This is a genomic window from Cyanobium sp. Aljojuca 7D2 (assembly GCF_024346415.1).
GTDB lineage: Bacteria > Cyanobacteriota > Cyanobacteriia > PCC-6307 > Cyanobiaceae > Cyanobium_A.
Map to the genome: position 1 here is coordinate 16,270 of NZ_JAGQCX010000003.1, position 23,014 is coordinate 39,283.

The window sequence follows — 23,014 nt, forward strand, 5'->3', positions numbered from 1 at the left end:
GTAGCACACTTTATGTTATGCTCGCCTGCCTGCAAGGAATGGTCCAAGGTGTTACTCAGTTAAACGCGCAGTCTACTTTAGCGCCTCCTCGCATCCCCAACCACCCTTCGGCATCGCGGCCGTGAGGCCTTGGGCTTATTTGGAACGAGGCTGGATCCCATCTCTCCATGGCGTGGTGGTGCTTCACTCCTTCTTCATCCTTGCCCTAGACCCTTGGCCTATAACTGGGTGCCTGATCTATGAGCAATAGCGTTTGAGTCTAACCGCCGTTAGTGCTGGTAGCATTCATCCATTGGATTGAATCATATTGCGTACTTTCTACCCTCAACACCCACTAAATGCCATGTATTAAATGAAACCACTTCGCCTATTGCACATTGCCTCAACGCTGGCGCCCTCTGCCGGAGGCCCCACCCGTGTCCTCCAGGATCTAGCGAAAGCGCAGGTGGCCGCTGGACACTCCGTTACAATCTGCACCACAGATCGAGATTACCCGGCTGATCGCTGCTTGCCAATTTGCTACTTTGAAAAGGCATTTCCAGTGCCAATTCATGTACAAAGCTTTAGCGTGCAATACGTACCACTACTCGTGTCTCTCGGCATGGCACGCTGGTTGCAGAAAGAGATGCATGCGTTTGATCTGATCGAAATCCATGGCCTCTACCGATTCCCCGTTAGCTTTGCTGCCTATCAAGCAAAGAAGTGCAAGAAGCCATATATAATTAGGCCCCATGGTTCGCTCGATCCATATCTCTACGCAAGAAGTTCAGTGGGCAAGCTCGCCTTCAAGCGAATCTATGAACGTTGTTTTGATCTGCCAAACCTCAACGGAGCATCAGCCATTCACTTTACCGCGATCGAGGAACGAGAGCGCACCGCATTTCTGAATCTTCGTGCTCCATCCTTCGTTATCCCCAATGGCCTTGATTGGAGTCGCTACCAGCAACTCCCACCGTCGGGCTGGTTGCGAGCTCGCTTGGGCTTGGCGGATCAGCCGCTTGTGCTGTTTCTGGGCCGGCTGCACTTCAAGAAAGGCTTGGATCTGTTGATTCCTGCATTTGATGCATTACGGCGCAGTACTCCTGATGTTCAGCTTGTGATTGCAGGGCCAGAGAATGACAATTATGGCCACCAGGTTCGCGGCTGGGTGCAGGAACGCGGACTTGGCTCCTCTGTCCATTTCATTGGTGCGCTGGAAGGTGACGACACGTTGAAAGCCTATGTTGATGCTGATGTGTTCGCCTTGCCTTCCTACACCGAAAACTTCGGGATGACGGTGATTGAGGCCTTGGCATGCTCACTACCCGTCGTTATCTCCGATCAAGTCAACATTCACGCCGAGGTTTCGGGTGCTGATGCGGGCATCGTCACGCGCTGTGACGTTGCTGAAGTTGCTCAAGCTCTGCAAGCACTTCTCACCGATCCAAGGCGCCGCCATGCCATGGGGCTTGCTGGTCGGCGGCTTGTGGAATCCCAGTACACCTGGCCTCCCATAGTGGAGGAGCTGACCAAGCAATATGAGGCTGTGATTGCTCGCAGCTCTCGTGGCAATCCTCGTGTTCTTGCTGGCGGCCTTGCCACGGGGGAGACAACTTGAGCATCTTGCTGGGTAAAGCGGGCAAGCTGGCTCGCGTTCTTCAGGTGCCTTTATGGCGTAGGTCTCTCCGACAGCATCGCGTTGCAGCATCTGTTGAGCACGAGTCTGTTTTGAAGTTGCTCGGCATCCTGGACCTGGTTGTTGATATCGGTGCCAATCGAGGCCAGTTTTCCTTGCTTGCAAGGCATTACAACCCAACCGCCAGGATCATCTCCTTTGAGCCTCTGCCATCACCAGCTCAAACCTATCGCAGCGTTTTCGCATCCGATGAACGGGTAACCCTGTTTCAATCCGCAATCGGGCCCGAGCAAGGCAATGTTCCGATTCACATCTCTGCCCGCGACGACTCTTCGTCGTTGCTGCCCATTTCCGAGCTGCAGGCCCAGACGTTTTCAGGCACTGCCGAAGTCGGCAGAACATCCGTAGCGGTCGCTCCACTTTCAGTGTTCCTGCAGGCTGACGATATCGTTAACCGATCACTGCTCAAAATAGACGTACAAGGCTTTGAATATGAGGCGTTGCAGGGATGTGAAAGCCTGCTGAATCGTTTCACTACCATCTTTTGCGAGTGTTCCTTCGTAGAGCTCTACTCAGGCCAGCAGTTGGCTCCTGCCGTGATTTCCTGGCTGGCTTCGCGGGGCTACCTCATCAAAGGCATCTATAACGCTCATTACAACCCTGATGGCCTTGCCATTCAGGCAGACTTTTTGTTCGAGCGCCAGCCTGCACCTGTGGGCTGATCGACAGCCTCTTAAACAATAGCACCTAACTTTATATCTCCGTAGGCCAGGCCTGCCTGGCCCAGGCGATCGAGCAGGCGCTGACATTGTCTGCTATAAATATATTTAACTAAACAAGATTATCGCAGTCCGGACCCTGCATGCATTGCCGCTTTGGTGTCATTTGGATCTTGTGCGATGCGTTAATGGCAGTCTTTTGTACTGCTATCGTATTCGTAGTCCGCCCTTCTTTTGCGGCATGCCGTCCAATCTGTTTCGGTGAAATTCTTTTGGCTCCGATGAACTCCATGCCACCCGCTCAGCAAAGATACATTCACTATGGTGGCTCGTATGCGGGCCCTGCTCCCAAGGAATTCTTGAATTTTGACGCGAGCCCTACGCTGAGACTTGAGCGAATGCCATTGTTTGGCCGTTTGGTCTACAAGAATCCCACGCGTTTTCCTCTCAACGTTATGTATGGAGATATTACCAAGGGCCCTCTTGTGAATCCAGGTACCGCTAAAGGTGTTTATTGCTCCCATGTTCTCGAGCATTTGTCATATAGGGATTGTCTGCTCGCCCTGAAGCATTCCTTTTCCATGCTCGCGCCAGGTGGGATCTTCAGATTTGTATTTCCAGATCTCAATCAGATCGCTCGTGATTACGTTACTGGGCGCCTTGATGCCAATGAATTCATGAAGGAATCTGGTCTTGGTGTGGTGAGTCGATCCAAAGGGGTAAAGGGCTTTGTCATGTCGTTCTTCGGCAATTCAGCCCATTTTTGGTTATGGGATGAGGATTCGAATCGCGCCGAGCTTGTCAAGGCTGGTTTTGAGGGGATACGCCGAGCCTGCTTTGGCGACAGCCCCGATCCAATGTTCAGCCTCGTGGAAAGCAAAGGGCGATGGGAAGGGCATCTAGGAATGGAGTGCTACCGGCCGTAATTCTTTACTTCGTCTCCCGTTGCAGATTGCATGCATTTTCTCATTGCGCCCTTTTTGTCTTGGGAGTTCAGTGATTACGGTGTGTTTGCCCGGCTGATGGCCTGGAACCCTGTTAGCTTCATTCCTCCACAACGAGACGTCGTTTGCTGCCGACGCAACTTTGCTCGTTGCGACTGATTATAGTTTGTTAAAACATGATGATGCTTTGACTTGTGTTTTCAATTTGGATTTGAGCAAATGACATGAAAAAAGCCTCCGGATTGCTGTCACTGTTTCGCTTTTGGCAACGGCATCCCCTCGCCAGTCGCGATCTGCCCGGCACGGTCAGCCGTTTTGTTCGCTGGCAAATCGCTACCCGGCTGCTGGCTATGCCAGTGATTGCTCCTTGGATTGGAGGTACATCGCTTGTGGTGGAACGTGGCATGCATGCCGCCACCATGAACCTGTACTGCGGGCTAATGGAGCCCGTAGACATGGCCTTCGCTTTGCACTTGCTTCGGCCCGATGACCGCTTCCTCGACATCGGCGCCAACGTGGGCACCTACACGATCCTCGCCAGCGGCGTCGCCCAGGCCCACAGCATCACCCTGGAGCCCATCCCGGCCACCTACGCCAGCCTCCAGCGCAACCTGCGCCTCAACAACCTCCACGCGCTGGTCACCAGCCACTGCCAGGCCGTCGGCGCCGAGCCGGGCAGCCTGCGCTTCACCGCCGACCGCGGCCCGATGAACCGTGTGGTCACGGGCTCCTCTCTCCCCACCGCGGCAAACACGTTGGAAGCCACGGTGGAGGTGCCCGTCACCACGGTCGACCAGCTGCTCACCGGCATCCCCGCCCCCCTGCTCTGGAAGGTGGACGTGGAGGGCTTCGAGCCCCAGGTGCTCCAGGGCGCCGCCCAGGCCCTGCACAACCCGGAGCTCAAAGCCGTGCTGCTGGAAGCCGACACCCCCGCCCTCCAGGCCGTCATGTCCGACGCCGGTTTCTCCCGCTTACGCCTACGACCCCTTCAGCCGCCAGCTCCAGCCCCTCAGCGCCGCCACCCAGGCCGGCTCCGGCCACAACCAGCTCTGGATCCGCGACCTGTCCTTCGTGCAAAAGCGATGCCGCACCGCGGTACCCGTGCGGGTGGGCCGGGCTAGCGTGTGATCAGTCGGTCTTGATGCGTTTGCCTGCTGTGGATGCTCTAGGAATTATATCTTGCCAGATACGGCTCATTGTCCACAAGCAGGGGGAGTCTCTGTCTTTTCTTCCTGAGTAATGTTTTTGTACTGATTCTGTCTTCGCCCTTCCCGCTTACGCTAAATTACGCCCTTGCAGGCATGGTCTTATTGTTTTTGCCGATAATCTAAATCTTTATTCCATTGATCTCTTTCCCTTTCCGGTTTTTGTTGCATGTTCTGACTATAGCATTAGTTCCCAACTATGAAAGCAAAAGTTATTCGGAAGCTCTCTAGGGCAATTCAGGTCTTTGATCGTTTTGTTGAGTCCACCAACCAGGTTGGTCTTGTCAATTCGCTAAAAATCTTCAGTTATCTTGCGGCTGGGGGTGACAAAAAGCGTTCGATTCTTGTTGAGCGTTGCTCTGCGCCATTTTGTTTTTACCCACGCGCTGACAAAGGGGTAATGAGTCATTTGTATAAGCTTGGATATCACATCAAGGGCAATGCAGGTTTAGTCTTTGATGTTGGCGCAAACATTGGAGATGAAACATTAAGATTTAGATACTTTCATCCCTCCGCAGAAATAGTTGCAATTGAAGCGTCTGCAAGAAATTATGAGCTCTTGCGCGATAATTTCACGGCTGATCCAATGGTGCATCCTATTCACGGTGCATTGTGGCATGAAGATGGTTTTCTTCAATTACAGAAGGGAGATAGTTTTGAGTCATTTCGACTTGCGCAGTCTGATTTTCCCAACACTCGCAGTTGCCCTGAAGAGACCGTACAGTCATTTACTGTTGATAGGCTATTAAATAAGTTCGGCTTTCAAGGAAGGCATATAGATATTTTCAAAATCGACATTGAAGGGGCAGAAGAATATGTCTTCTGCAGCGGTTCTCTAAACTGGATGAAGCTTGTAAATGAATTTATTATGGAAATGCCGGACAATGATCGGCCGGGATCTTTTCAAAAAATTATGGCAAAATTTCTGGAGCTTGGAATTCACGGCGACTCTTATATATGCGGAGAGAACTTCATATTCATTAGGAAGGACGCAGGCTTTGAGCTAGTGCATTTGGTTGGCCTAGGTGCTTAATATTGTCAGCTGGCAATCGTAATCTCTGTCAATTAAAATTTTTTGATATTCTTCCTTGCAAGATTTTGCTTTGTCAGTTGATTGCTACAGGCTCTCGTGCCACGGGCATGTCTTCGCTTGTATAGGTATGTAAATGATTCTCATTAGGGCCTAGATGTTTCTTTCCGCACTCGTTCGCAAATATATTATTACGCATCAAGCCCCTATTCAGTTCCTCTAGGCCCCGCGCCTCCTCGATTCTGTAATGTTTTGCGTAGGTTTGTTTGTCAAACATCCAGGTATCTAGACGTTGATGATGCGGTAGTCATATTCAAAATGCCATATTTGTTGCTATCTTTGCTTATCCCATCGCCGGCCGCGATCTGCTCGGCACGGTGCTTCGCTTCCTGCGCTGGCAGTTGGGCGCCCGCCTGCTGGAGATGTCTGTGGTCGGCCCCTGGATCGTCACCACCATGATCGTGTACTGCGGCCTCCACGAAGCCGCCGACATGCCCTCGCCAGCGGCGTCGCCCGGGCCCACAGCATCACCCTGGAGCCCATCCCGGCCACCTACGCCAGCCTCCAGCGCAACCTGCGCCTCAACAACCTCCACGCGCTGGTCACCAGCCACTGCCAGGCCGTCGGCGCCGAGCCAGGCAGCCTGCGCTTCACCGCCGACCGCGGCCCCATGAACCGTGTGGTCACGGGCTCTTCGCTCGCCACCGCAAAAAACACGTTGGAAGCCACGGTGGAGGTGCCTGTCACCACGGTCGACCAGCTGCTCACCGGCACCCCCGCCCCGCTGCTCTGGAAAGTGGACGTGGAGGGCTTCGAGCCCCAGGTGCTCCAGGGCGCCGCCCACGCCCTGCACAATCCGGAGCTCCGGGCCGTGCTGCTGGAGGCCGACACTCCCGCCCTGCAGGCCACCATGGCCGACGCCGGCTTCTCCCGCTACGTCTACGACCCCTTCACCCGCCAGCTCCAGCCCCTCAGCGGCGCCACCCAGGCAGGCTCCGGTCACAACCAGCCCGGCTCCGGCCACAACCAGCTCTGGATCCGCGACCTGCCCTTCGTGCAGCAGCGCTGCCGCACCGCGGCACCCTTGCGGGTGGGGCGGGTCAGCCTGTGAGTAAGCCCCGCGCCTTCATCGCCCCCGGCTAGCAAGCCGCTGCAGCTCCCCCTCCATCTCCCCCAGCACCGCCTCGCGCCCGTAGCGCTGCTCCACCAGCTGCCGCGCCTGCGCCCCCAGCCGCTGCCGCAGTGCCCCGTCGCCCACCAGCTGGCGCACGGCCGCCGCAAAGGCGGCCGGATCCTCCGGCTCCACCCGCAGCCCCGCCTGCTCCGCCAGCTGGCCCAGTTCGCTGGCCGCCGGCGAGCTGGCCACCACCGGCCGGCCGCTGGCCAGGATCCCCAGCAGTTTCGAGGGCAGCACCAGATCCGCCGCCCCCGCCCGCTGCGGCAGCAGGTGCACATCCGCCAGGTTGAGCCAGTCGTGCAGCCGCTCCGCCGGCTGCAGCGGCAGCAGCCGCACGTTGGCCAGCCCCGCCGTGGCCGCCGCCAGCTCTGCTTTGCTGGGCCCCTCCCCCGCCAGCAGCCACACCAGCTGCGGCAGATTCCCCAGCTCGCGGATCACGTCCACCAGCAGCTCCAGCCCCTGCTTGCGGTTCATCGAACCCGAATACAGCAGCACCAGCTGCTCGGCGCTGAGGCCCAGCTCGCGCCGGTAGGGATTGGCGGCCCGCTCCGCCGCGTTCTGGGGCCGGATCGCCGCCAGGTCCACCCAGTTGGGCAGCAGCAGCGCACGCTCGCCAGTCACCCCCTTATCCAGCGCCCGCTGCCGCATCGCGCCGCTGATCGTGCTCACCCGCGCAAACCCCCGCAGCGTGCGCCGCTCCCAGCTCTCTGCCAGCCCCCGCAGCCACCGCCCCTGCAGCAGCCCCAGCGCGAAGGCCGCGTCCAGCTCGAAGTCCTGAATGTGCAGCCAGGTGCGGGTGCCCTGGCCGCCCAGGCGACCGAGCAGCAGTGCCCCCGGCGCGCAGAAGAAGGCCGGTGCCACCGTGAGCACCACTTGCGGCCGCCAGCGCACCTGCCCCAGCAGCACCGGCAGGCTGCTGAGCGCAAAGCTCAGCAGGTGCAGCAGCCGCGTCAGCCCCGTGGGCCGGCGCGGCACCCACAGCGGGCAGCGCCACAGCTCCACCCCCGCCCGCCGCTCGCGCCGGTAGCGGTTGCCCACCGCCCGCCACTGCGGGAAGTAGGGCACCGCCGTCACCACCCGCACCTGGTGCCCCCGCGCCGCCAGCCATTCGGCCAGTTCACCGCTGTACTTGCCGATCCCCACCGGCTCAGGGGCATAGTTCAGCCCATACACCAGCACCCGCACCGTTTACTCCGCTGCCCCAACCCCTCCAGCCTGGCCGATCGCCTGGCCGGCGGTGAGCAGATACTGGCGCACATGGCTGGGCAGCACCTGCGCCAGGGCCTCCTGCCGCCCCAGCCAATGGCAGGCCACGATCTCCAGCCCGTCCACTGCGACGGCCGGTCGCTCCCCAGCGTGCAGGGCAAAAATCGTCACCGTATTCAGCCCGCCGGCTGTGCGCTCGGTGATCGTCCACGGATCGCGCAGCTGCTCCGGCGCCACCCGCAGCCCCAGCTCCTCGGCCAGCTCCCGCACCGCCGCCTGCCGCGCCGTTTCGCCCCGGCCGATGCCGCCCCCCGGCAGCCCCCAGCTGCGCCGGTAGCTGGTTTCCACCAGCAGCAGCTGCTCGCCGCACCAGATCGCCACCAGGGCGCCGTGCGTGTGCGGCCGCACCAGCCGGCGCCAGCCCTCGTAAAGCACGGCCGCCAGCCACACCAGCCGCAGCCGCGCCAGCAGCCGTTTCAGTGCTGCCTTCATCCCGGCTCCCCCCTCACCCCGGTTGTCGATCCCTTGCATGCGCATCCCCAGCTTGGCCGTAACCCCCCGTCTTGGTGGTGGTCTGCGTTTGCACAGTGCCGATCTCACCCGCCTGCAGCGGCTCTGTGATCCGCTGGTGGTGGTTGCTCTCTTCCTGCTGCTGCAGCGCAGCGCCCTCCCTGCCGCCCTGGGCTTGCCCGGTTGGCTGTGGGTGGCCCTCACCACCGTGGTGCTGCTGCCGCGCGCCGGCCTCTACGCCAGCTATCGCCAGAAGAGTCTGCTTCTGCTGGCACGCCGCGTCACCAGTGGCTGGTTGCTGGTGATCACCACCCTGCTGCTGATCACCTTCTTCACCAAGACCACCGCCACCGTTTCCCGGGTGGACACCAGCATCTGGGCACTCGTCTCCTGGTTGGTCCTGCTGGCCAACCACGTGGGCCTGCGCAAGCTGCTGCGCTGGCATCGCAGCCAGGGCGGTAACCAGCGCACGATCGTGTACTGGGGCACCCCCGAGGCGGCCCTTGCCTTCGCGGGCCAGCTTCAGCAAAACCCCTGGATGGGCCTGCGCCTTGTGGCCTGGTTTTCACCGGTTCCGCCACGATCCATGCTCCCCAGCCAGCACCTGCCACTCTGCAGGGGTGGCATCAACGACATGCGCCATTGGTTGGAGCGCAATGCTGTCGATCGCATTGTCTTCAGTCACATCACCCGTGATGGGATTGGCATGGAACAGGTGCTGCGCCTCTTTGGCGATACCTCGGTGCCCGTGATCTACGCCCCCCAATGGGCCCAGCGGGCGATGCGCTTTTCGGTGGATGCGATCGGTGAGCAGCCCTGCATCGAGCTCTGGGGCTCCGAGCGCTCCCTGCTCGATTGCCAGCTCAAACGCGGCTTCGACCTGCTCCTCACCAGCGTGGGCCTGGTGCTGATCAGCCCCCTGCTGCTGGCCATCGCCCTGGCCGTGGCCCTCTCCAGCCCCGGCCCGATCCTGTTCGCGCAAGACCGCTACGGCCTCGACGGCCGCCGCTTCCGCATCTACAAGTTCCGCACCATGCGCGTGCTCGAGGCCGGCGACCAGCCCGGCCTGCGCCAGGCCACCCGCGATGATCCCCGCGTCACCCCCGTGGGCCGCGTGCTGCGACGCTGGAGCCTCGATGAACTACCCCAGCTGTTCAATGTGCTGCGCGGCGACATGAGCCTGGTGGGCCCACGCCCCCACGCCGTGGACCACAACGAGCAATACCGCCAGCTCATCCCCGGCTACATGCAGCGCCACGCCGCCAAGCCCGGCATCACCGGCCTGGCCCAGGTGGAGGGCTGGCGCGGCGAAACCAGCACCCTCGAGGCCATGGCCCGCCGCGTCGATGCCGACCTCCGCTACCAGCGCGACTGGAGCCTCAAGCTCGACATCAAGATCCTGATCAAAACCCTCCTGCGCCTGCGCTCACTCAATGCTTACTGAGCTGCACCCCGGCGCCCTGCCCCAGCCTGCCCTGCCCGCTGAGGTGGCCTGGCAGCACTGCCCGCCGCAGCCGCTCGCCTGGTTTGGTCTGCGAGAAGCCCTGCTGCAGCTGCTGCACACCCCAGCCCTGTTGCTGTCGCTGATCGGTCTGCTGAGTGCCCTGATCAGCTGGCGGCTGCCCTGGCCCCTGTGGCAGCGCAGCCTGCTGGTGCTGCTGGTGCCCTTGGCCCTGAGCACGCTCTACAGCAGCGCGAGCACCGCCCTGCTCACCGCCTGGCTGCAGAACTTGCAGCCCGACCCTGCCGTCTTGGCTGCGCCCGGACCATCCGGCCAGCCCCTGCCGGTGGTGGTGATCCCAGGCCGAGGCGACACGATCGCCGCTGCCACCACCGCTGAGGCCGCCAGCCTGCTCGCCCAGCACCGGGCCGCTGCGGTGTACGTGTCCGGCGATGCGCCCGCATCGGCCGAGCGCCTGCTGGCCCTCGGTGTTGAACCGGCCCGCATCGCCGGCGACAGCTGCGCGCGCACCACCTGGGAGAACGCCACCGTTACCCAGCGCTGGCTGCAGCAGCACCATCCCGGTGCCCCCGTGCTGCTGATCACCGACCGCTGGCAGCTGCCCCGCTCCGCCCAGGCCTTCCGCCACCAGCAGCTCGCCGTGGTGCCGATCGCTGCCCAGCCAACCCTCTCCGCCCACGATCAGAACCGCCTCGCCCTGCGCGAGACCGCCGCCACCCTGCTCTACGCCATGCAAGGACGGATGTGAGGCCGCAGCCCACCCCGCCATCCAGTGCTCCTCGCTGAGTTCAGGCGGATCTCTTCTGGTCGTGCTTGGCATGCACAAATCCGGCACCAGCCTGATCGCCGCAACCCTCCACGGCGCCGGGATCGCCATGGTGGAGGGCAACGCCCAAGGCCCCACCGTGGAGCGCGCCAGCACCCGTGCCCTCAACAAAGCTGTGCTGGCGATGGGTCATGCCCACAGTCTCAGCATCGCGGCTCCGCTCTCCCCAGCCCAGTTGCAGCCTCAACACCAAGCCGCTGCCCGTCACCTGCTCGCGGCCCTCACCGCCACCACCTCCCGCCAGGCTCCGGCCTGGGGCTTCAAAGATCCGCGCACCCTGCTCACCTACCGCGCCCTCTGGGAGCCCCTGCTCAACAGCCCCTGCCTTGTGGGCATCGTGCGCCATCCCGCGGCCGTATTTGCCCACTACCGGGGGGATGGTTTGCTGTTTCGGCCGCGCAGCCTCTGGCGCCTGCTCTGGCGGTGCCTCAGCGTGTGGCTGGTGCACAACCGCGAACTGCAGGCGATCCAGCAGCGCCACCCCCAGCTGCTGCTGCTCGACTACGACGCCTTCCTCGCCAGCGACGCAGGCCTGCATGCCCTGGCACGCCATGTGGGCAGACCCTTGCCCGACTGCCGCCGGCCGGAGCTGCGGCACTCCCAGCCCCGCCGCACCGCTCCGTATCAGCTGGCCCGGATGATCGCCTGGGTGCGTCAGGGCCAGGATCCAGAAGCGCTCTACGCCGCTCTGCGGCAATGGGTGGTGCCATGAACCCTGCCGCTGCTGAAAGCCTTGGAGTGGTGTTGGTCGCCACTGGCGTTCATCACCGCGCGCTCGCCCTGCAGGCCGCCCGCTCGGTGCGGCGCCACTGCCCGGGCCTGCCGGTGGTGCTGTTCAGTGATGCCGAGGGCTGCCAGGTGCTGGCGGGGCAGTGCGGGCCTACGGCTTGCGTGGATGACGTGATCCCCCTGGCCGATTCCCACCGCCGCTCCAAGGTGGATGCCCTGGCCCATTCGCCCTTCACCCGCACGCTTTATCTCGACGCCGACACCCGCCTGGTGGCCGATGTACGCGACGTGTTCGCCCTGCTCGATCGTTTTGACATCGCCCTGGCCCACGCCCATGCCCGCAACCGCCCCGCCACCCAGGCCGTGTGGCGCCAAGTCCTGCCCGATGCCTTCCCCCAGTTCAACAGTGGCGTGATCGCCTGGCGCCGCAATCCCGCCACCCAGGCCCTGCTCAAGGCCTGGCCCCACCACTACCGCCAGGCCGGCTTCCGCAAAGACCAGGTCACCCTGCGTGAACTGCTCTGGCAGTCAGACCTACGCATCGCCACCCTGCCGCCCGAATACAACATCCGCTACCGCAAAACCCTCTGGCTCTGGCGCCACAGTCCCGAAGAGGCCAGGCCCCGCATCCTCCACCTGCGCCCCCGTTTGCTTCGCCCCCATTTGCTCCGCCCCCGTCTGTGGCCGTGGCTGCAGCGAGGCCGCTGATCCTCTCGTAAGCACAACACCGCACTGACCCACGGGATTGATCCTTCCTGCCCCGGGCGATCCTCTCGCCAGGCCTGCCGCCACCGCGGCCATCGTGATCCCCAGCCTCGGCCTCGGCGGTGCCGAACGCGTTGCGCTCTGGCTGGCCGTCAGCCTGCAGCGTTGCGGCGACCGCGTTCTGCTGCTCACCCAGCTGGCGCCGGAGTCCGATGTCTACGCCCTGCCCGCTGGCCTGGAGCGCCATGTGCTCGGTCCTCAGCCCTGGCACTGGGGCTGGAGGCCCTTCGGGAAATATCTGGGCCACGGCGCCTCCTTGCGGCCCCTGCGCCGCCTGCTGCAACGGGAGCGCGTCGATGTGGCCCTGGCGTTCATGCCCCACGCGTCCGTCAAAACCGTGCTGGCCTGCATCGGCCTGCCGCTGCGGGTGGTGGTGACGGAACGCAATGCCCCCTGGCGGCGGCAGCTGCCCTGGGGGCTGGACCTACTGCGCCGGCTGTTCTACCGCTGCGCTGCGGCCCAGGTGGTGCAAACCGAGCCGATCGCCGCCTGGTTCCACCGCCACGCCGCCTGTCGCCGCCTGGCCGTGATCCCCAATGCCGTGCAGCACCCCTTGCCCGTGCTGCGCCCATCGCCAGCTGGAGCAGCACCTCCGATCCGCCAGCTTGGGCCACAGGATTGCATCCCTGCCGGCCGGCTGCTGCTGTTGGCCGCTGGCACCAAGCCCCACCAGAAGGGATTCGATCTGCTGCTCGAGGCCTTTGAGGCCATCGCTCCCCGCCATCCCGATTGGGATCTGGCGATCGTGGGGCTGGATCCCCAGCGCATCGAGGCGGGGCTCAGCGCCGCCACCCTCCACCGCCGCGCCCACGCCGCCGGCCTTGCCACCCGCGTGCACGTCGTGGGCCCGGTGGCCGACATGGCTGCCTGGTACGCCCGCGCTGATTGCTTTGTGCTCAGCTCCCGCTTCGAGGGCATCCCCAACGTGCTGCTCGAGGCCATGGCCGCTGGCTGCGCCTGCCTCGCCGCCGACTGCCCCACTGGGCCCCGCGAGTTGATCGAGCACGGCGTCAATGGTCTGTTGGTGCCAGCCGGTTCCATCGAGTCCCTGGCCACTGGCCTGGATCAGCTCATGGCCGATCCCTCCCAACGCGCCACCCTGGCGGCCCGGGCTCCCGGGGTGCGCCAGCGCTTCGCCGCCGATGTTGTGCTCCAACGCTGGTGCGAGGTGCTGGGTGTCTGACGCGGTTGATGATCTGCCCCTCTCCGCAGGCAACCTGCGGATCTGGTCTGTAGATCCTCAGCAGCCGTTCCCCTGCTAACAGGGCTTGAACATCTGGGCTGATGCTCCCTCGAGGGAGGGATCAATTCTGACCACGACCAACCTGGCGGGCTTCTGCAAGCACCGCATCCACATGCCCCTGGCGCAGCCAGTCGATGGGACCCATCTTTGTAAGAGGTATAGGAAGGCCTGGCAGCAAGCCTCCTGTCGCAGCGCCCTGAGCTCTCCCCCGTGTTGCTTGTCCACGTGAGCATCCTTGCCACCCCCATCCAGGGCATGTCGCTGAACACGAAGATGAGCTTCAAACAGAGCGCTCCGCAGGTCGCTGAAGGCAGCCCTGCTGTTGCTCGACACATCTGCGCCGTTCATCGGCTGAACTCCTGAATGTGCGGCCTCGCGGGCCTCTGGCTCCCCCAACCCACCCCAGCTGAAACGCTGCAGGCCCAGGCCCGCGCCATGGCGAATGCCATCGCCCATCGCGGCCCCGATGACGCCGGCTTGTGGTGTGATCCCTCCGCCGGCCTGGCCCTGGCCCACCGGCGCCTCGCCATCCTCGATCTCTCCCCGGCCGGCCACCAGCCCATGGCCAGCGCCACGGGGCGCTACGTGATCGCCTTCAACGGCGAGATCTACAACCACCTGGAGCTGCGCCGCGAACTGGAGCACTCCGGCCGGCTGCAGCGCCCCTGGCGCGGCCACGCCGACACCGAAACCCTGCTGGCGGCCATCGAGGCCTGGGGCCTGGAGGCCACTATGCAGCGCAGCGCCGGCATGGCCGCCATCGCCCTGTGAGATCGGCGTGAGCGGGTGCTCTGGCTGGCCCGCGATCGCTTCGGGGAGAAACCGCTCTACTGGGGCTGGATCGAGCAAACCGGCGGCGCAGCAGCAGGCCATGTGAACCGCGCCCTGGCCTTCGGCTCCGAGCTCGCCGCCCTGCGCGCCCTCCCCGGCGCCGCTGTCCCCACGCCGGATCCGCGCGCCCTGGCCGCTTTCTTCCGCCTCGGCTGCATCCCCGCCCCCCTCTGCATCCAGGCCGGCCTGCAGCAACTGCCCCCCGGCCACCTGGTGGCCATCCCCGCATCCGCCAGCGGCCAGGCGCCCCAGCAGCTCCCCCAGTCCCGGCCCTGGTGGGATGCCAGTGCAGCAGCAGCCGGCATCGCCCTCCAGCAGGGCTCGGCCCCAGCGGTTGGCTGCGAGCCGGGTTCCCCGCTGGTTCCTGGCGCTGTCTCCGAGGCTGAGGCGCTCACGGCCCTGGAGGATGCCCTGCAGCAGGCCGTGGCTGAGCAGGCGATCGCCGATGTGCCCCTCGGCGCCTTCCTCTCCGGCGGCATCGATTCGTCGCTGATCACCGCCCTGCTCCAGGCCGCCAGCAGCCGGCCGGTGCGCAGCTTCACCATCGCCTTCCCCGACAGCGGCGCTGGTGCCGCCGGCTTCAACGAAGCTCCATACGCAGCCGCCGTGGCTGCCCACCTCGGCACCGACCACACCGAGGTAGCCCTCACCGCCGCCGATGCCCGCGCCCTGATCCCCTCCCTGGCGCGGATCTACAGCGAACCCTTCGCCGATTCCTCCCAGCTGCCCACCCATCTGGTGTGCCGAGAGGCCCGCCGCAACGGCCTCACAGTGGCGCTGTCCGGCGATGGCGGCGATGAGCTCTTCGGGGGGTACAACCGCCACCGCCTGATTCCAACCCTGCACCGGCGCCTCGGCCCGCTGCCGCCCCTGGCCCGGCGCGGCCTGGGCCGCGCCCTCGAGCAGCTGCCCGTCTCAGCCAGCGGCCTGGCCCGTGACAAGCAGCGCAAGCTGGCCGCCGCCATCCGCGCCGCCGGCTCCCTGGAGGAGCTCCAGGCCAGCCTCACCAGCGTGTGGGCCGATCCCGCCGCCCTGCTGCAACCCCACTTGCAGAGCGCTGATGTCACGGCTGCAGGTGGCGGTGTTGTTCTGGCGGGCGCCCAGCCCCTGCCGCCGGCCCCCAGCCCGGCCGAGCGGCTGATGCTCGCCGATGCCCTCACCTATCTCCCGGCCGACATCCTGGTGAAGGTGGATCGGGCCGCGATGGCGGTGGGCCTGGAAACCCGCGCCCCCTTCCTCGACCACCGCGTGGCCGCCGCCGCCTGGCGCCTGCCGCTTGCCATGAAAGTGCGCGGCGGCACAGGCAAATGGGCCCTGCACCAGCTGCTCGATCGCCACGTGCCCCGCCACCTGATCGAGCGCCCCAAGGCCGGCTTTGCGATGCCGATCGGCGCCTGGCTGCGCGGCCCCCTGCGCCAATGGGCCGACGACCTGCTCGACCCCGCCCTGCTCCACCGCCAGGGCTATCTCCAGCCCCAGCCGATCCAGCGCCTCTGGCGCAAGCACCTCGCCGGCGCCGACCACACCCCCCAGCTCTGGGCCGTGCTGATGTGGCAGGCCTGGCTGGCCGAGTGGGGCTGAAGCGATGGGGCTGATCTGATGTTTCTGCTCAGCAAGCTGCTGCCCCTGCTGGTGCTGCCCCTGGGGCTGGCGCTGCTGTTGCTGCTCTGGGGCGCGGTGCGCGGCACGCGCTGGCCTGCTCTGGCCGCCCTGGCGCTCCTCTGGGTGTTCGCCACGCCGCTGGTGGCCGAGGGCCTGTGGCGCTGGCTGGAGCGCCCCTACCAGCGGCAGACGGCCACCGCCCTGCTCGGCCCTGCCCGAGAAGCCACTGCCCGGGTGAGCCAAGCACCGGCGGCGGTGGTGGTGCTGGGCGGCGGTCGCCACGCCGCCCCAGGCCCGGCCCGCACCAGTGAATGGGTAGACGCCGATCGCTTCTTCGGGGGGATCGAGGCGTACCAAGAGCTGCGCCGCCAGGGCCAGCGCCCCCGCCTGATCTTCACCGGCGGCTGGTGGCCCCTGCAGCCCCAGCTGCCCCCGGAAGGCGAGGTACTGCGCCAGCAGGCCCTGGAGCTGGGCCTTCCCGCCGCCGATCTGGCCACCACCGGCCGGGTGCGCAACACCGCAGAGGAGGCCCGCGCCATCGCCGCCCAGCTCCCCGCCGGCAGCCGCGTGGTGCTTGTGACCTCCGCCTTCCACCTGCCCCGCGCCCGGCGCCTGTTTGAGCGCCAGGGCCTGCAGGTGCTGCCCTATCCGGTGGACTTCCAGGCCAGCGGCGCCTGGGCCGGCCACCCCGCGGCCAACCTCCTCAATTGGATTCCTTCGGCCGATGGCCTCGAGCGCAGCAGCCGCGCCCTGCGGGAAGCCCTCGGCCGCACCCTCTACCGCTCCTGGTGAACCGGAACCCTCCGCCCAGGCCGTCGTGGCTGGCCCTGGCAGGGGCCACGGCCTTGCTGTGGCTGGCCTGGCCGCTCCTGCGGCCACGCCTCTGGCCCGCGGCTGGGGATCCCTGGCTGGTGGTACTCGATGGCTACCACCGCCTGGATTGGGCCCTGCAACGCCAGGGCCGCAGCGGCGAACCGATCCTGCTGATCACCTGCCTGGCCACGCGCCAACCCACCGCCGCCCAGTGGAGCACCCACCAGGGCAACACCCGCTCCCACCCCAACCGCCCCCAGCTGCGGGTGCTGCACCAGGGCTTTGACACCGCCACCCAGGCGGTGGCCCTGGCCCAGTGGCTGCAGCAACGCCGGCAGCAGGGGCAGCCCGCCCCAGGCCAGCTGCTGCTGGTGAGCGACCCCCACCACTTCCCCCGGGCGCAGTGGGCCGCTCAGGTGGCTGTGGGTAGCAGCGGCAGCCAGGTTGTGGCCTTGCCGGTTCCCACCGGCGTCCCATTGATGACTGAAGAAGAGTGGTGGCTCCATTGGCCGTCGTGGCGTGATGCTCTACGACTGCAGCTTTGGCGCGCCACCGGCAGCACCGGGGCTTCCATCAAAGCGGCCAAACGCCAACGCAAGGTGCAGGCTTGCTTCGCGTCACCATGAACCACAGTCGCGCTCAAGCTAGGGGCACACAGACGGTCTGCCTGGGTATTGGGATCAAGCCCGCCAAATCGAATAGACCCGCTCCAACTCCGGCCCTTTGGTAACAGATATGCTGATCCTGCATGTTCATAACCTGGTCTGCTTGCCGGGGTCAGTTCAGGCTCGATCAACCCCAGGTTGCTGTAGCTGTTGAGCGGCTTTGTGGTGGGCTCAGATCTTTTGTGAGGCGACTCATTCTTTTGCTGTTGCTCTCTTAATCATGCTTTTTCTCTTGGCTTCGACCCTGTCCTGTCCTGTAGCTGGACGTGCAGCCGGAGCCATCCCTGACGTGGGAGGTGCAGGATGATGATCCGCCATGCCGTTGTCACCGGGGCTGGACTGCCGGTCGTCCGTCCATTTGTCTTCGAACTGTTGCGCGAGCAACCCAAAAGCCTGGCCCTTTGCAGTGACCTCACGGACTTAGGGAAGGCCCATGAGGTGTTTCAGGACTTTCAACAGCTCCAGGCTCCTCACACCAAACTCGACTTCTGCTCGTTTTCCGGCAGTCGCGAGTGCGCCTCGCTGGAGGCAGCCTTGAGCAAGCGCCAGGGGTGCCTGCTGTTTCATGGTCAAACGCGACGTTCCCAGTCCTTGGCGCAGGCCAACCCCTGCGATGCCGTGCACCGCAACCTGCTGCTCACCCGTCAAGTGCTGCAGGTTGTCATCAGTACCCCCACGGGACCCTTTGTCTTCCTCAGCAGTGATCTGGCCCTCCAGACCCACACTGTGCTCGGGGCCTCATTGGCCGCTGCAGAAGCCTCCGTCCTTGAGGCTGCTGCACTCCTTCCCGGTCTTCCGATGACCGTGGTGCGTTTCCCGCGCAGCCTTGATCCGATTCAGGAGGAAGGCCTGCCAATAGATCGCGCCTGGCGTCAGGACAGCGCCGCCCAAGCTGCGGTCCATGCCATCACGGCGAACCGACAGCGGGTGGTCCTGAGCTGGCCCGACCCCTTGGGCTCTCCCCAGCAGACCCAAAGCCAGCCCCTGGCGCAGGCTGTCCATGCGCCCCGGCAGCCCCTGGTGGATTGGTTGCAGGCTGTGAGCACGCCTCTGCAGGCCTACGACAACTCAGTGGTGAGCCAGACGTTGCTTCAGCTTTGGCGTGATCCCAGCGCTTGATGCGGGCTGCCGCTATCGGCGCCCCGCTCGATGGGGGATGGGACACATCCGAAGCCCCAAAAACAAGGCTCCGCCATTTTTTAGTGCACCAAAAACAACATCAGCATTTTACCGGCATGACACCAAGTGACGCGTTGACTGGTTGGCTGCTTGGTTGCAGCATCCAGCCCTGAAGCGGGCTTTGCATCTCGGCCTGGAGTCCTGGATCCGATCAGGGACTCCCCGGCATGCGGCTCGCTGTTGCCGCGGCAGGGGGCCGCAGCCCCCCGTGGGCTTCAGGCCATCGCCAGCTCGATCTCTGCGGAGCGCTGAGCTTGCCGCAGCGCCACCTCGGCATCCTGCTGGGCCTGAAGCTCACCATCGAGCTCATCGATGCGCGCCAGGCACTGCTGGATCGCCGGAATCACCTCCTCCTCCAGGATCGTGATCTCCTCTTCTCCATAAGGCTGCTCGATCCAGGTACGGCGCAGCGGCAGCCCCCGCCGCATCTGCAGGATCCGCTCGATCGCCTTGAGGCTCGATTCGAGCAGTAGAAACGGATCCTCTTCCGGCCTGCAACACGCACCTTCCGGTGCGATCCGGCAGAAGGAAGAAGCCGCAGTAGAAAGCATGGCCATGGAATCGGCGCCGAGAGCGGCGCAGCGACGGGACCGATCCCAGCCGGGGCCTGACGCAGGAAGGCCCCAGACTGGAGAGGCCCGGAGCAAGACCCAGGGGGTCAAGCCCCACAGGAGCAAGCCTCATCGGGCCCTGCCCGCTCAGCTGCAGTGAGCTGCTGCCGCCGCAGCGCGGGCGCCATGAGCCGGGAAGGTGATCACGAACCCCCGCTCGGCCTGGGCGCAGAGGGGCCGGCCAAACCGGCCGCCGCAGCTGATGCACTGCACCTTGCGGCCCCTGCGGCTGGCGGGGCAAGCCACAAACCGCACGCCCCCATGCCAGAACACCGCTGGCGCATCGGGCGGCACCACGCAGACCGCCGGGATGCCCTGCCGCACCAACGCGGCCGCCCTGGAGCGGGACTCGGTGGAGGCATTGACCACCAGCCCCTTGGCCGCAGCCAGCTTCAACGTGGCCTGATTGGCGGGCCCCATCGGGAAGTGGGTGAACGACCAGGCGGCTCGCAGATGCCGGGTGGCCCGCGCCAGCTGGAGCAACAGGGCCTGATCGATGCGCAGCGGATCGGCTGGATCAGGCCATTGATCACCGGCCACGCAGTGGCGGAAGAGGATGCCGGCCGGCAGTGCCATCACCTGGCGGATGAAAGCTGCTGCCGGGAAGCCGCTCTCGCCGCGGCTGAGCCGATCCCAGTGCAGCCGGGTGTGAAAGCCCGCTTCGGCGTAGCAGCCCTGATCGCCAGCCAGCGGGCAACTGGAGGGGCAGGTGTGCCGGCTGGTGCTGGAGACAGCGATCGGGCCGGTTTTGCCGTTGTCAGACGGGAAGGACAGGGAGGCACGGTGGGACTCGGCAGCAGCCACAGGAGGGGTGACGCAGGACCCGCCCTGCAACCGCGCCGAAAGGCAAGGGCCAGCCACCAGCGAATGGCGGAGCGCAGCGGAGCCCAACGCCCAGCCCGGCTGGCTGGTGAAACCCTTGCCGAGGCGCGGAGCATGGAAGGGCCTGCGGCACCGACCCCACAACGCAGCCGCTTTTTCTCAGGACACGCCTCAGCGAATGCTGTCTACCACCACCGCCCAGCCCTTGCCGGGGGCATAGCTGTAGGCGCCCCCGCCGATCGGCTCGACCATCCAGCGCCGCCCAAAGTTCAGCCGGGAGAAGTGCAACCCCATGCCCTTGGCGTTGAGCGTGGTGCCGTGGACCAGATCCGGCTCTCCCCAGGGATCATTCACCACCACATGCGTGGGGGTGTAGCCGTAGACGATCAGCCAATGGCCCGATCCGGTGGGCCGCTCAACCGGCCCGCGGTGGATGTAACCGCAAGGCACCGGGATGCCCCGGTTGATCTGCTGCTCGAGGAGCTTGAAGTCGGCGTTTTGCACCAGCCGCGCGGTGACGCCGTAATGGGCCAGGGCACGGAGCTGGGCGCTGGCGTCAGTGGTGTCGCCAAAGCGCTGCACCACGGCCAGGTACTGGTCGTCGCCATTGGCGCCCTTGAGGGTGCCGGGCTTGATGGCCTCCAGGAGCATGGCGCAGCTCGACGAAAAACAGGTGCGATCGCGCTGGGCCAGCTGCACCGAATCGCGCTGATTGAACCGGGGCACTCCCACCAGCGGGTTAGGGTGGCGGAGCACCGCCGGTGCCGATGGCATCGCGCCCGCTCCCGCAGGCTTGGCATTCCAGAGCGCGGCTTCCGCCTTGCGCCGCCGCCTGAGCCCGGCCTCGCTGGGCCCGCCGGGGTTGACGTAGAGCATCAGCGCCGCCGGCACCTGCTCCCACGCCTGGTTGCGCAGGTGCCTGGTGAGCGTTGTGTAACCCGGGCTGCCAAACCAGTAGGGCCCGCAGTTGTACGAGAAGGAGAGCAGGGCAGCCCGCTGGTTGACGTTCAGCGCCTGCCAGCTCTCCGGCGGCAACGCCGCAGCCAGCTCTGTGGCGTCGTGCATCAGCCGGGTGTGCAGCAACGCGTCGGCCAGCTCCTGGCTGATGCGATCGCCCTGGCGCACCTGGCTGCCATCGGCATAGGTGGTGCTGCCCCAGCTGATCGTCCAGGGTTCAGCCCCGGTTTCGGGATCGGGGTAGGCGGTGAGCCGGCAGCCTTCGAACTCCTTCACGAGCGGGAGTGCGACGGCAACGACTGGCGGGAGGCCTATGACCGTGGCCGGTTGTTCTGGCCACGCCTGGGGAACTTGCGCCTCTGGTGCTTTGGTTTCGACCGCTGCCTTCCACAGGTCTCGCAGCTCGCTGCCCTCGGCCAGGGCTGCTGGATGGAGGGCCACCAGCCGATCGAGCACCGCCTGCAGCCAGGCGCGGTGGTGGCTCTTGGCCGGGTCGTAGTGGCTGACGTAGTTGCTGGTGGGCACCAGCGGCTTGCTGGGCTTGGCGGTCTTGCTCATGGCTGCCACCGCTCCAGTTCCTCAGGGGTGGCCCCCTCCAGCCAGCGGGAGAAGGCGTCATCACTCATCTGTCCCAGGGCGTGATCGGCCGCCGCCCGCGGGTCGAACAGGGCAAACAGCGGCCCCAGGTCTTCTCTGGCCCAGCTCTCGCCGGTGAGGGCCTCCAGCTTCTGGCGCACCACCTGCTCCAGCTCAGCGCCGGAACAGCGCTGCAGCAGTGCCGCCAGCAGTGGATCAAGCTGGCGGAACAGCAGTGGCGCTACCGCCAGGATCCGGCGCTGCACGAACCGCCGGGCCAGCTGTTTCACCAGGGCCTCGACGGCACCCAGGGCGAGGAGGGCAACGGCCAGATCAAGCAGCCAGCGCATCGTCCCCGTCCTCGTCGTTGTTGGAGCGGAACTGACCAAGCCGGTTGCGCGGGGGCAGGTGGCGCACCACAGGCGATGGCATGCCGCCATCGGGGCCGCCACCACCAGGGCCCGGCGCCATGGGGCCTCTGGCACCCGGGCGGCCGGAGTCCATGAAGTAGGTGGCGGCCGACTGACCCGCCAGGGCGATGGCCGGCAGGGCAAGCGACCAGCGGCTATCGCATAGGGCGATGTCGGTGGCGCGGGCCTCACAGACGCCGACGAAGGCCATCAACGAAAAGATCTCCGCGCCGACTAGGGCCAGGATTGGGGCGGTGTTGCTACTGAGCTGCGGAGGTGCCATCGGCATCAGTGGGGCCACCGCCTACGGATGCGGTCAGCCCTCCATGGGCCTTTGCCAGGCAGGCCCAGCGCAGAGCTGGGAAGGGGCCTCAGCCCCCACCAGAGAGCTGCTGCCGCAGGGCGGCGATGGCCTTCTTCTGGGCCCGCATCACCGACATGGCGCTGATCTCCAGCCGCTCAGCCGCAGCCCGCAGCGATAGGCCATCAAGGACTGTGAGCCTCAGGGCTGTGGCCTGGGCAGCAGGCAGCTGATCGACCAGCTGCTCCAGCGCCAGGCCATGGATGGCCTCGCTGAGGGCCGGCTCAGGCTCAGGGGAGGGCAGCTGATCGAGCAGGCAGGGCTCGCCATCACAGCTGGCATCCAGGCTGAGATGCCGCAGCGGGCAATGGCCTTGCTCATGCAGCCGGCGTGGCACCCGCACCAGCCGCACGCGATCGCGGAGGTGGTGCTGCAGGGCCCCAGTGATGCAGCGGCGCAGATAGGGCTCAGCTGGCTCGCCGGCTCTGCAGCGTGGAGCGGAGCGGACCAGGGCTTCTCGGGCCACCTGGATCAGATCCTCCCGCTCCACCAGCGGGAACAGGCGCCGGGCGGTGGCGGAGGCAATGGCATCGGCCAGGGGCAGGTGCTCCAGCACCATCGCGGGCACGTAGGGCCGAGCGGCTGAGGGAGGAAGCGGGGGAAGCCATCTGGGGGACGGCGGAGAACCCCACCCCCACCGGCCGGCCGCAGCGCCGCGGCAAGGACGCCCCCCTGGGGCGCCTGGCCCGATCCTTGACACGGCGTGAGGACTGGCCGAGGGATCCGGTGGGTGTGCGCCGGCCCTGGTGGCGATCC

Annotated in this window: 24 protein-coding genes; 16 read left to right on the top strand and 8 right to left on the bottom strand. The window is 65.2% G+C overall.

What is annotated here, in order from left to right:
- Positions 1–352: 352 nt before the first annotated feature.
- The 6 genes from KBY57_RS04290 (at position 353) to KBY57_RS04315 (ending at position 6,624) form a co-directional block, all read left to right on the top strand.
- The gene (locus KBY57_RS04290) at positions 353–1,597 is read left to right on the top strand and encodes a glycosyltransferase (protein ID WP_254994648.1); all 1,245 of its coding nucleotides are present in this window, start codon (positions 353–355) and stop codon (positions 1,595–1,597) included.
- Positions 1,594–2,337 carry an FkbM family methyltransferase gene (locus tag KBY57_RS04295; protein ID WP_254994649.1) on the top strand — a complete coding sequence of 248 codons (744 nt, stop codon included), beginning with the start codon at positions 1,594–1,596 and terminating at the stop codon, positions 2,335–2,337. The genes KBY57_RS04290 and KBY57_RS04295 overlap by 4 nt, the downstream gene beginning before the upstream one ends.
- Before the next feature lie 395 nt (positions 2,338–2,732).
- A complete protein-coding gene (locus KBY57_RS04300; protein WP_254994650.1) occupies positions 2,733–3,260 on the top strand; it encodes a hypothetical protein in 528 nt (175 codons plus the stop codon).
- A gap of 473 nt (positions 3,261–3,733) precedes the next feature.
- Positions 3,734–4,399, top strand: a complete 666-nt coding sequence (locus KBY57_RS04305; protein ID WP_254994651.1) for an FkbM family methyltransferase — start codon at positions 3,734–3,736, stop codon at positions 4,397–4,399.
- A gap of 283 nt (positions 4,400–4,682) precedes the next feature.
- Entirely contained in the window at positions 4,683–5,516 is an 834-nt protein-coding gene (locus KBY57_RS04310) for an FkbM family methyltransferase (protein ID WP_254994652.1), read from the top strand.
- A gap of 463 nt (positions 5,517–5,979) precedes the next feature.
- Positions 5,980–6,624, top strand: a complete 645-nt coding sequence (locus tag KBY57_RS04315; RefSeq protein WP_254994862.1) for an FkbM family methyltransferase — start codon at positions 5,980–5,982, stop codon at positions 6,622–6,624.
- A gap of 15 nt (positions 6,625–6,639) precedes the next feature.
- Here the strand turns inward: KBY57_RS04315 and KBY57_RS04320 are convergent, their stop codons facing one another.
- Both KBY57_RS04320 and KBY57_RS04325 read right to left on the bottom strand, forming a co-directional pair.
- Positions 6,640–7,875 carry a WcaI family glycosyltransferase gene (locus KBY57_RS04320; RefSeq protein ID WP_254994653.1) on the bottom strand — a complete coding sequence of 412 codons (1,236 nt, stop codon included), beginning with the start codon at positions 7,873–7,875 and terminating at the stop codon, positions 6,640–6,642.
- A gap of 3 nt (positions 7,876–7,878) precedes the next feature.
- Positions 7,879–8,433 (bottom strand): NUDIX hydrolase, encoded by a 555-nt coding sequence (locus KBY57_RS04325; RefSeq protein ID WP_315859770.1) that lies wholly within the window; start codon positions 8,431–8,433, stop codon positions 7,879–7,881.
- Between the two features lie 7 nt (positions 8,434–8,440).
- Here KBY57_RS04325 and KBY57_RS04330 point away from each other — a divergent pair, with 7 nt between their 5' ends.
- The 10 genes from KBY57_RS04330 to KBY57_RS04375 all read left to right on the top strand — a co-directional run bounded on the left by KBY57_RS04330 (position 8,441) and on the right by KBY57_RS04375 (position 18,461).
- Positions 8,441–9,850, top strand: a complete 1,410-nt coding sequence (locus tag KBY57_RS04330) for an undecaprenyl-phosphate glucose phosphotransferase (protein ID WP_254994654.1) — start codon at positions 8,441–8,443, stop codon at positions 9,848–9,850.
- Positions 9,840–10,616, top strand: coding sequence for a YdcF family protein (locus tag KBY57_RS04335; RefSeq protein ID WP_254994655.1), 777 nt, complete (start codon positions 9,840–9,842; stop codon positions 10,614–10,616). The genes KBY57_RS04330 and KBY57_RS04335 overlap by 11 nt, the downstream gene beginning before the upstream one ends.
- A 70-nt stretch (positions 10,617–10,686) precedes the next feature.
- Positions 10,687–11,406: a hypothetical protein gene (locus KBY57_RS04340; protein WP_254994656.1), complete on the top strand. Its 720-nt coding sequence runs from the start codon at positions 10,687–10,689 to the stop codon at positions 11,404–11,406.
- The gene (locus KBY57_RS04345; RefSeq protein ID WP_254994657.1) at positions 11,403–12,131 is read left to right on the top strand and encodes a putative nucleotide-diphospho-sugar transferase; all 729 of its coding nucleotides are present in this window, start codon (positions 11,403–11,405) and stop codon (positions 12,129–12,131) included. The genes KBY57_RS04340 and KBY57_RS04345 overlap by 4 nt, the downstream gene beginning before the upstream one ends.
- A gap of 37 nt (positions 12,132–12,168) precedes the next feature.
- A complete protein-coding gene (locus KBY57_RS04350) occupies positions 12,169–13,371 on the top strand; it encodes a glycosyltransferase (RefSeq protein ID WP_254994658.1) in 1,203 nt (400 codons plus the stop codon).
- Positions 13,372–13,794: 423 nt separating this feature from the next.
- Positions 13,795–14,202, top strand: a complete 408-nt coding sequence (locus KBY57_RS04355) for a hypothetical protein (protein ID WP_409996402.1) — start codon at positions 13,795–13,797, stop codon at positions 14,200–14,202.
- Positions 14,203–14,217: 15 nt separating this feature from the next.
- Complete coding sequence (locus KBY57_RS04360; RefSeq protein ID WP_409996403.1) at positions 14,218–15,843, top strand: asparagine synthetase B family protein; 1,626 nt, start codon at positions 14,218–14,220, stop codon at positions 15,841–15,843.
- Between the two features lie 18 nt (positions 15,844–15,861).
- Positions 15,862–16,656 (top strand): YdcF family protein, encoded by a 795-nt coding sequence (locus tag KBY57_RS04365; RefSeq protein ID WP_254994659.1) that lies wholly within the window; start codon positions 15,862–15,864, stop codon positions 16,654–16,656.
- Positions 16,653–17,303 (top strand): ElyC/SanA/YdcF family protein, encoded by a 651-nt coding sequence (locus tag KBY57_RS04370; RefSeq protein WP_254994660.1) that lies wholly within the window; start codon positions 16,653–16,655, stop codon positions 17,301–17,303. Before KBY57_RS04365 ends, KBY57_RS04370 begins: the two co-directional genes overlap by 4 nt.
- A 345-nt stretch (positions 17,304–17,648) precedes the next feature.
- Complete coding sequence (locus KBY57_RS04375; RefSeq protein ID WP_254994661.1) at positions 17,649–18,461, top strand: polysaccharide biosynthesis protein; 813 nt, start codon at positions 17,649–17,651, stop codon at positions 18,459–18,461.
- Positions 18,462–18,736: 275 nt separating this feature from the next.
- Here the strand turns inward: KBY57_RS04375 and KBY57_RS04380 are convergent, their stop codons facing one another.
- From KBY57_RS04380 to KBY57_RS04405, 6 genes are all read right to left on the bottom strand, one after another.
- A complete protein-coding gene (locus tag KBY57_RS04380; RefSeq protein WP_254994662.1) occupies positions 18,737–19,078 on the bottom strand; it encodes a hypothetical protein in 342 nt (113 codons plus the stop codon).
- Positions 19,079–19,219: 141 nt separating this feature from the next.
- Positions 19,220–19,993: a hypothetical protein gene (locus tag KBY57_RS04385; protein WP_254994663.1), complete on the bottom strand. Its 774-nt coding sequence runs from the start codon at positions 19,991–19,993 to the stop codon at positions 19,220–19,222.
- A gap of 132 nt (positions 19,994–20,125) precedes the next feature.
- On the bottom strand, positions 20,126–21,469 hold the full coding sequence (locus KBY57_RS04390; RefSeq protein ID WP_254994664.1) for a glycoside hydrolase family protein: 1,344 nt from the start codon (positions 21,467–21,469) through the stop codon (positions 20,126–20,128).
- Complete coding sequence (locus KBY57_RS04395) at positions 21,466–21,837, bottom strand: hypothetical protein (RefSeq protein WP_254994665.1); 372 nt, start codon at positions 21,835–21,837, stop codon at positions 21,466–21,468. The genes KBY57_RS04390 and KBY57_RS04395 overlap by 4 nt, the downstream gene beginning before the upstream one ends.
- On the bottom strand, positions 21,821–22,180 hold the full coding sequence (locus KBY57_RS04400) for a hypothetical protein (protein ID WP_254994666.1): 360 nt from the start codon (positions 22,178–22,180) through the stop codon (positions 21,821–21,823). The genes KBY57_RS04395 and KBY57_RS04400 overlap by 17 nt, the downstream gene beginning before the upstream one ends.
- A gap of 88 nt (positions 22,181–22,268) precedes the next feature.
- A complete protein-coding gene (locus KBY57_RS04405) occupies positions 22,269–22,817 on the bottom strand; it encodes a sigma-70 family RNA polymerase sigma factor (RefSeq protein WP_254994865.1) in 549 nt (182 codons plus the stop codon).
- Positions 22,818–23,014 lie beyond the last annotated feature (197 nt).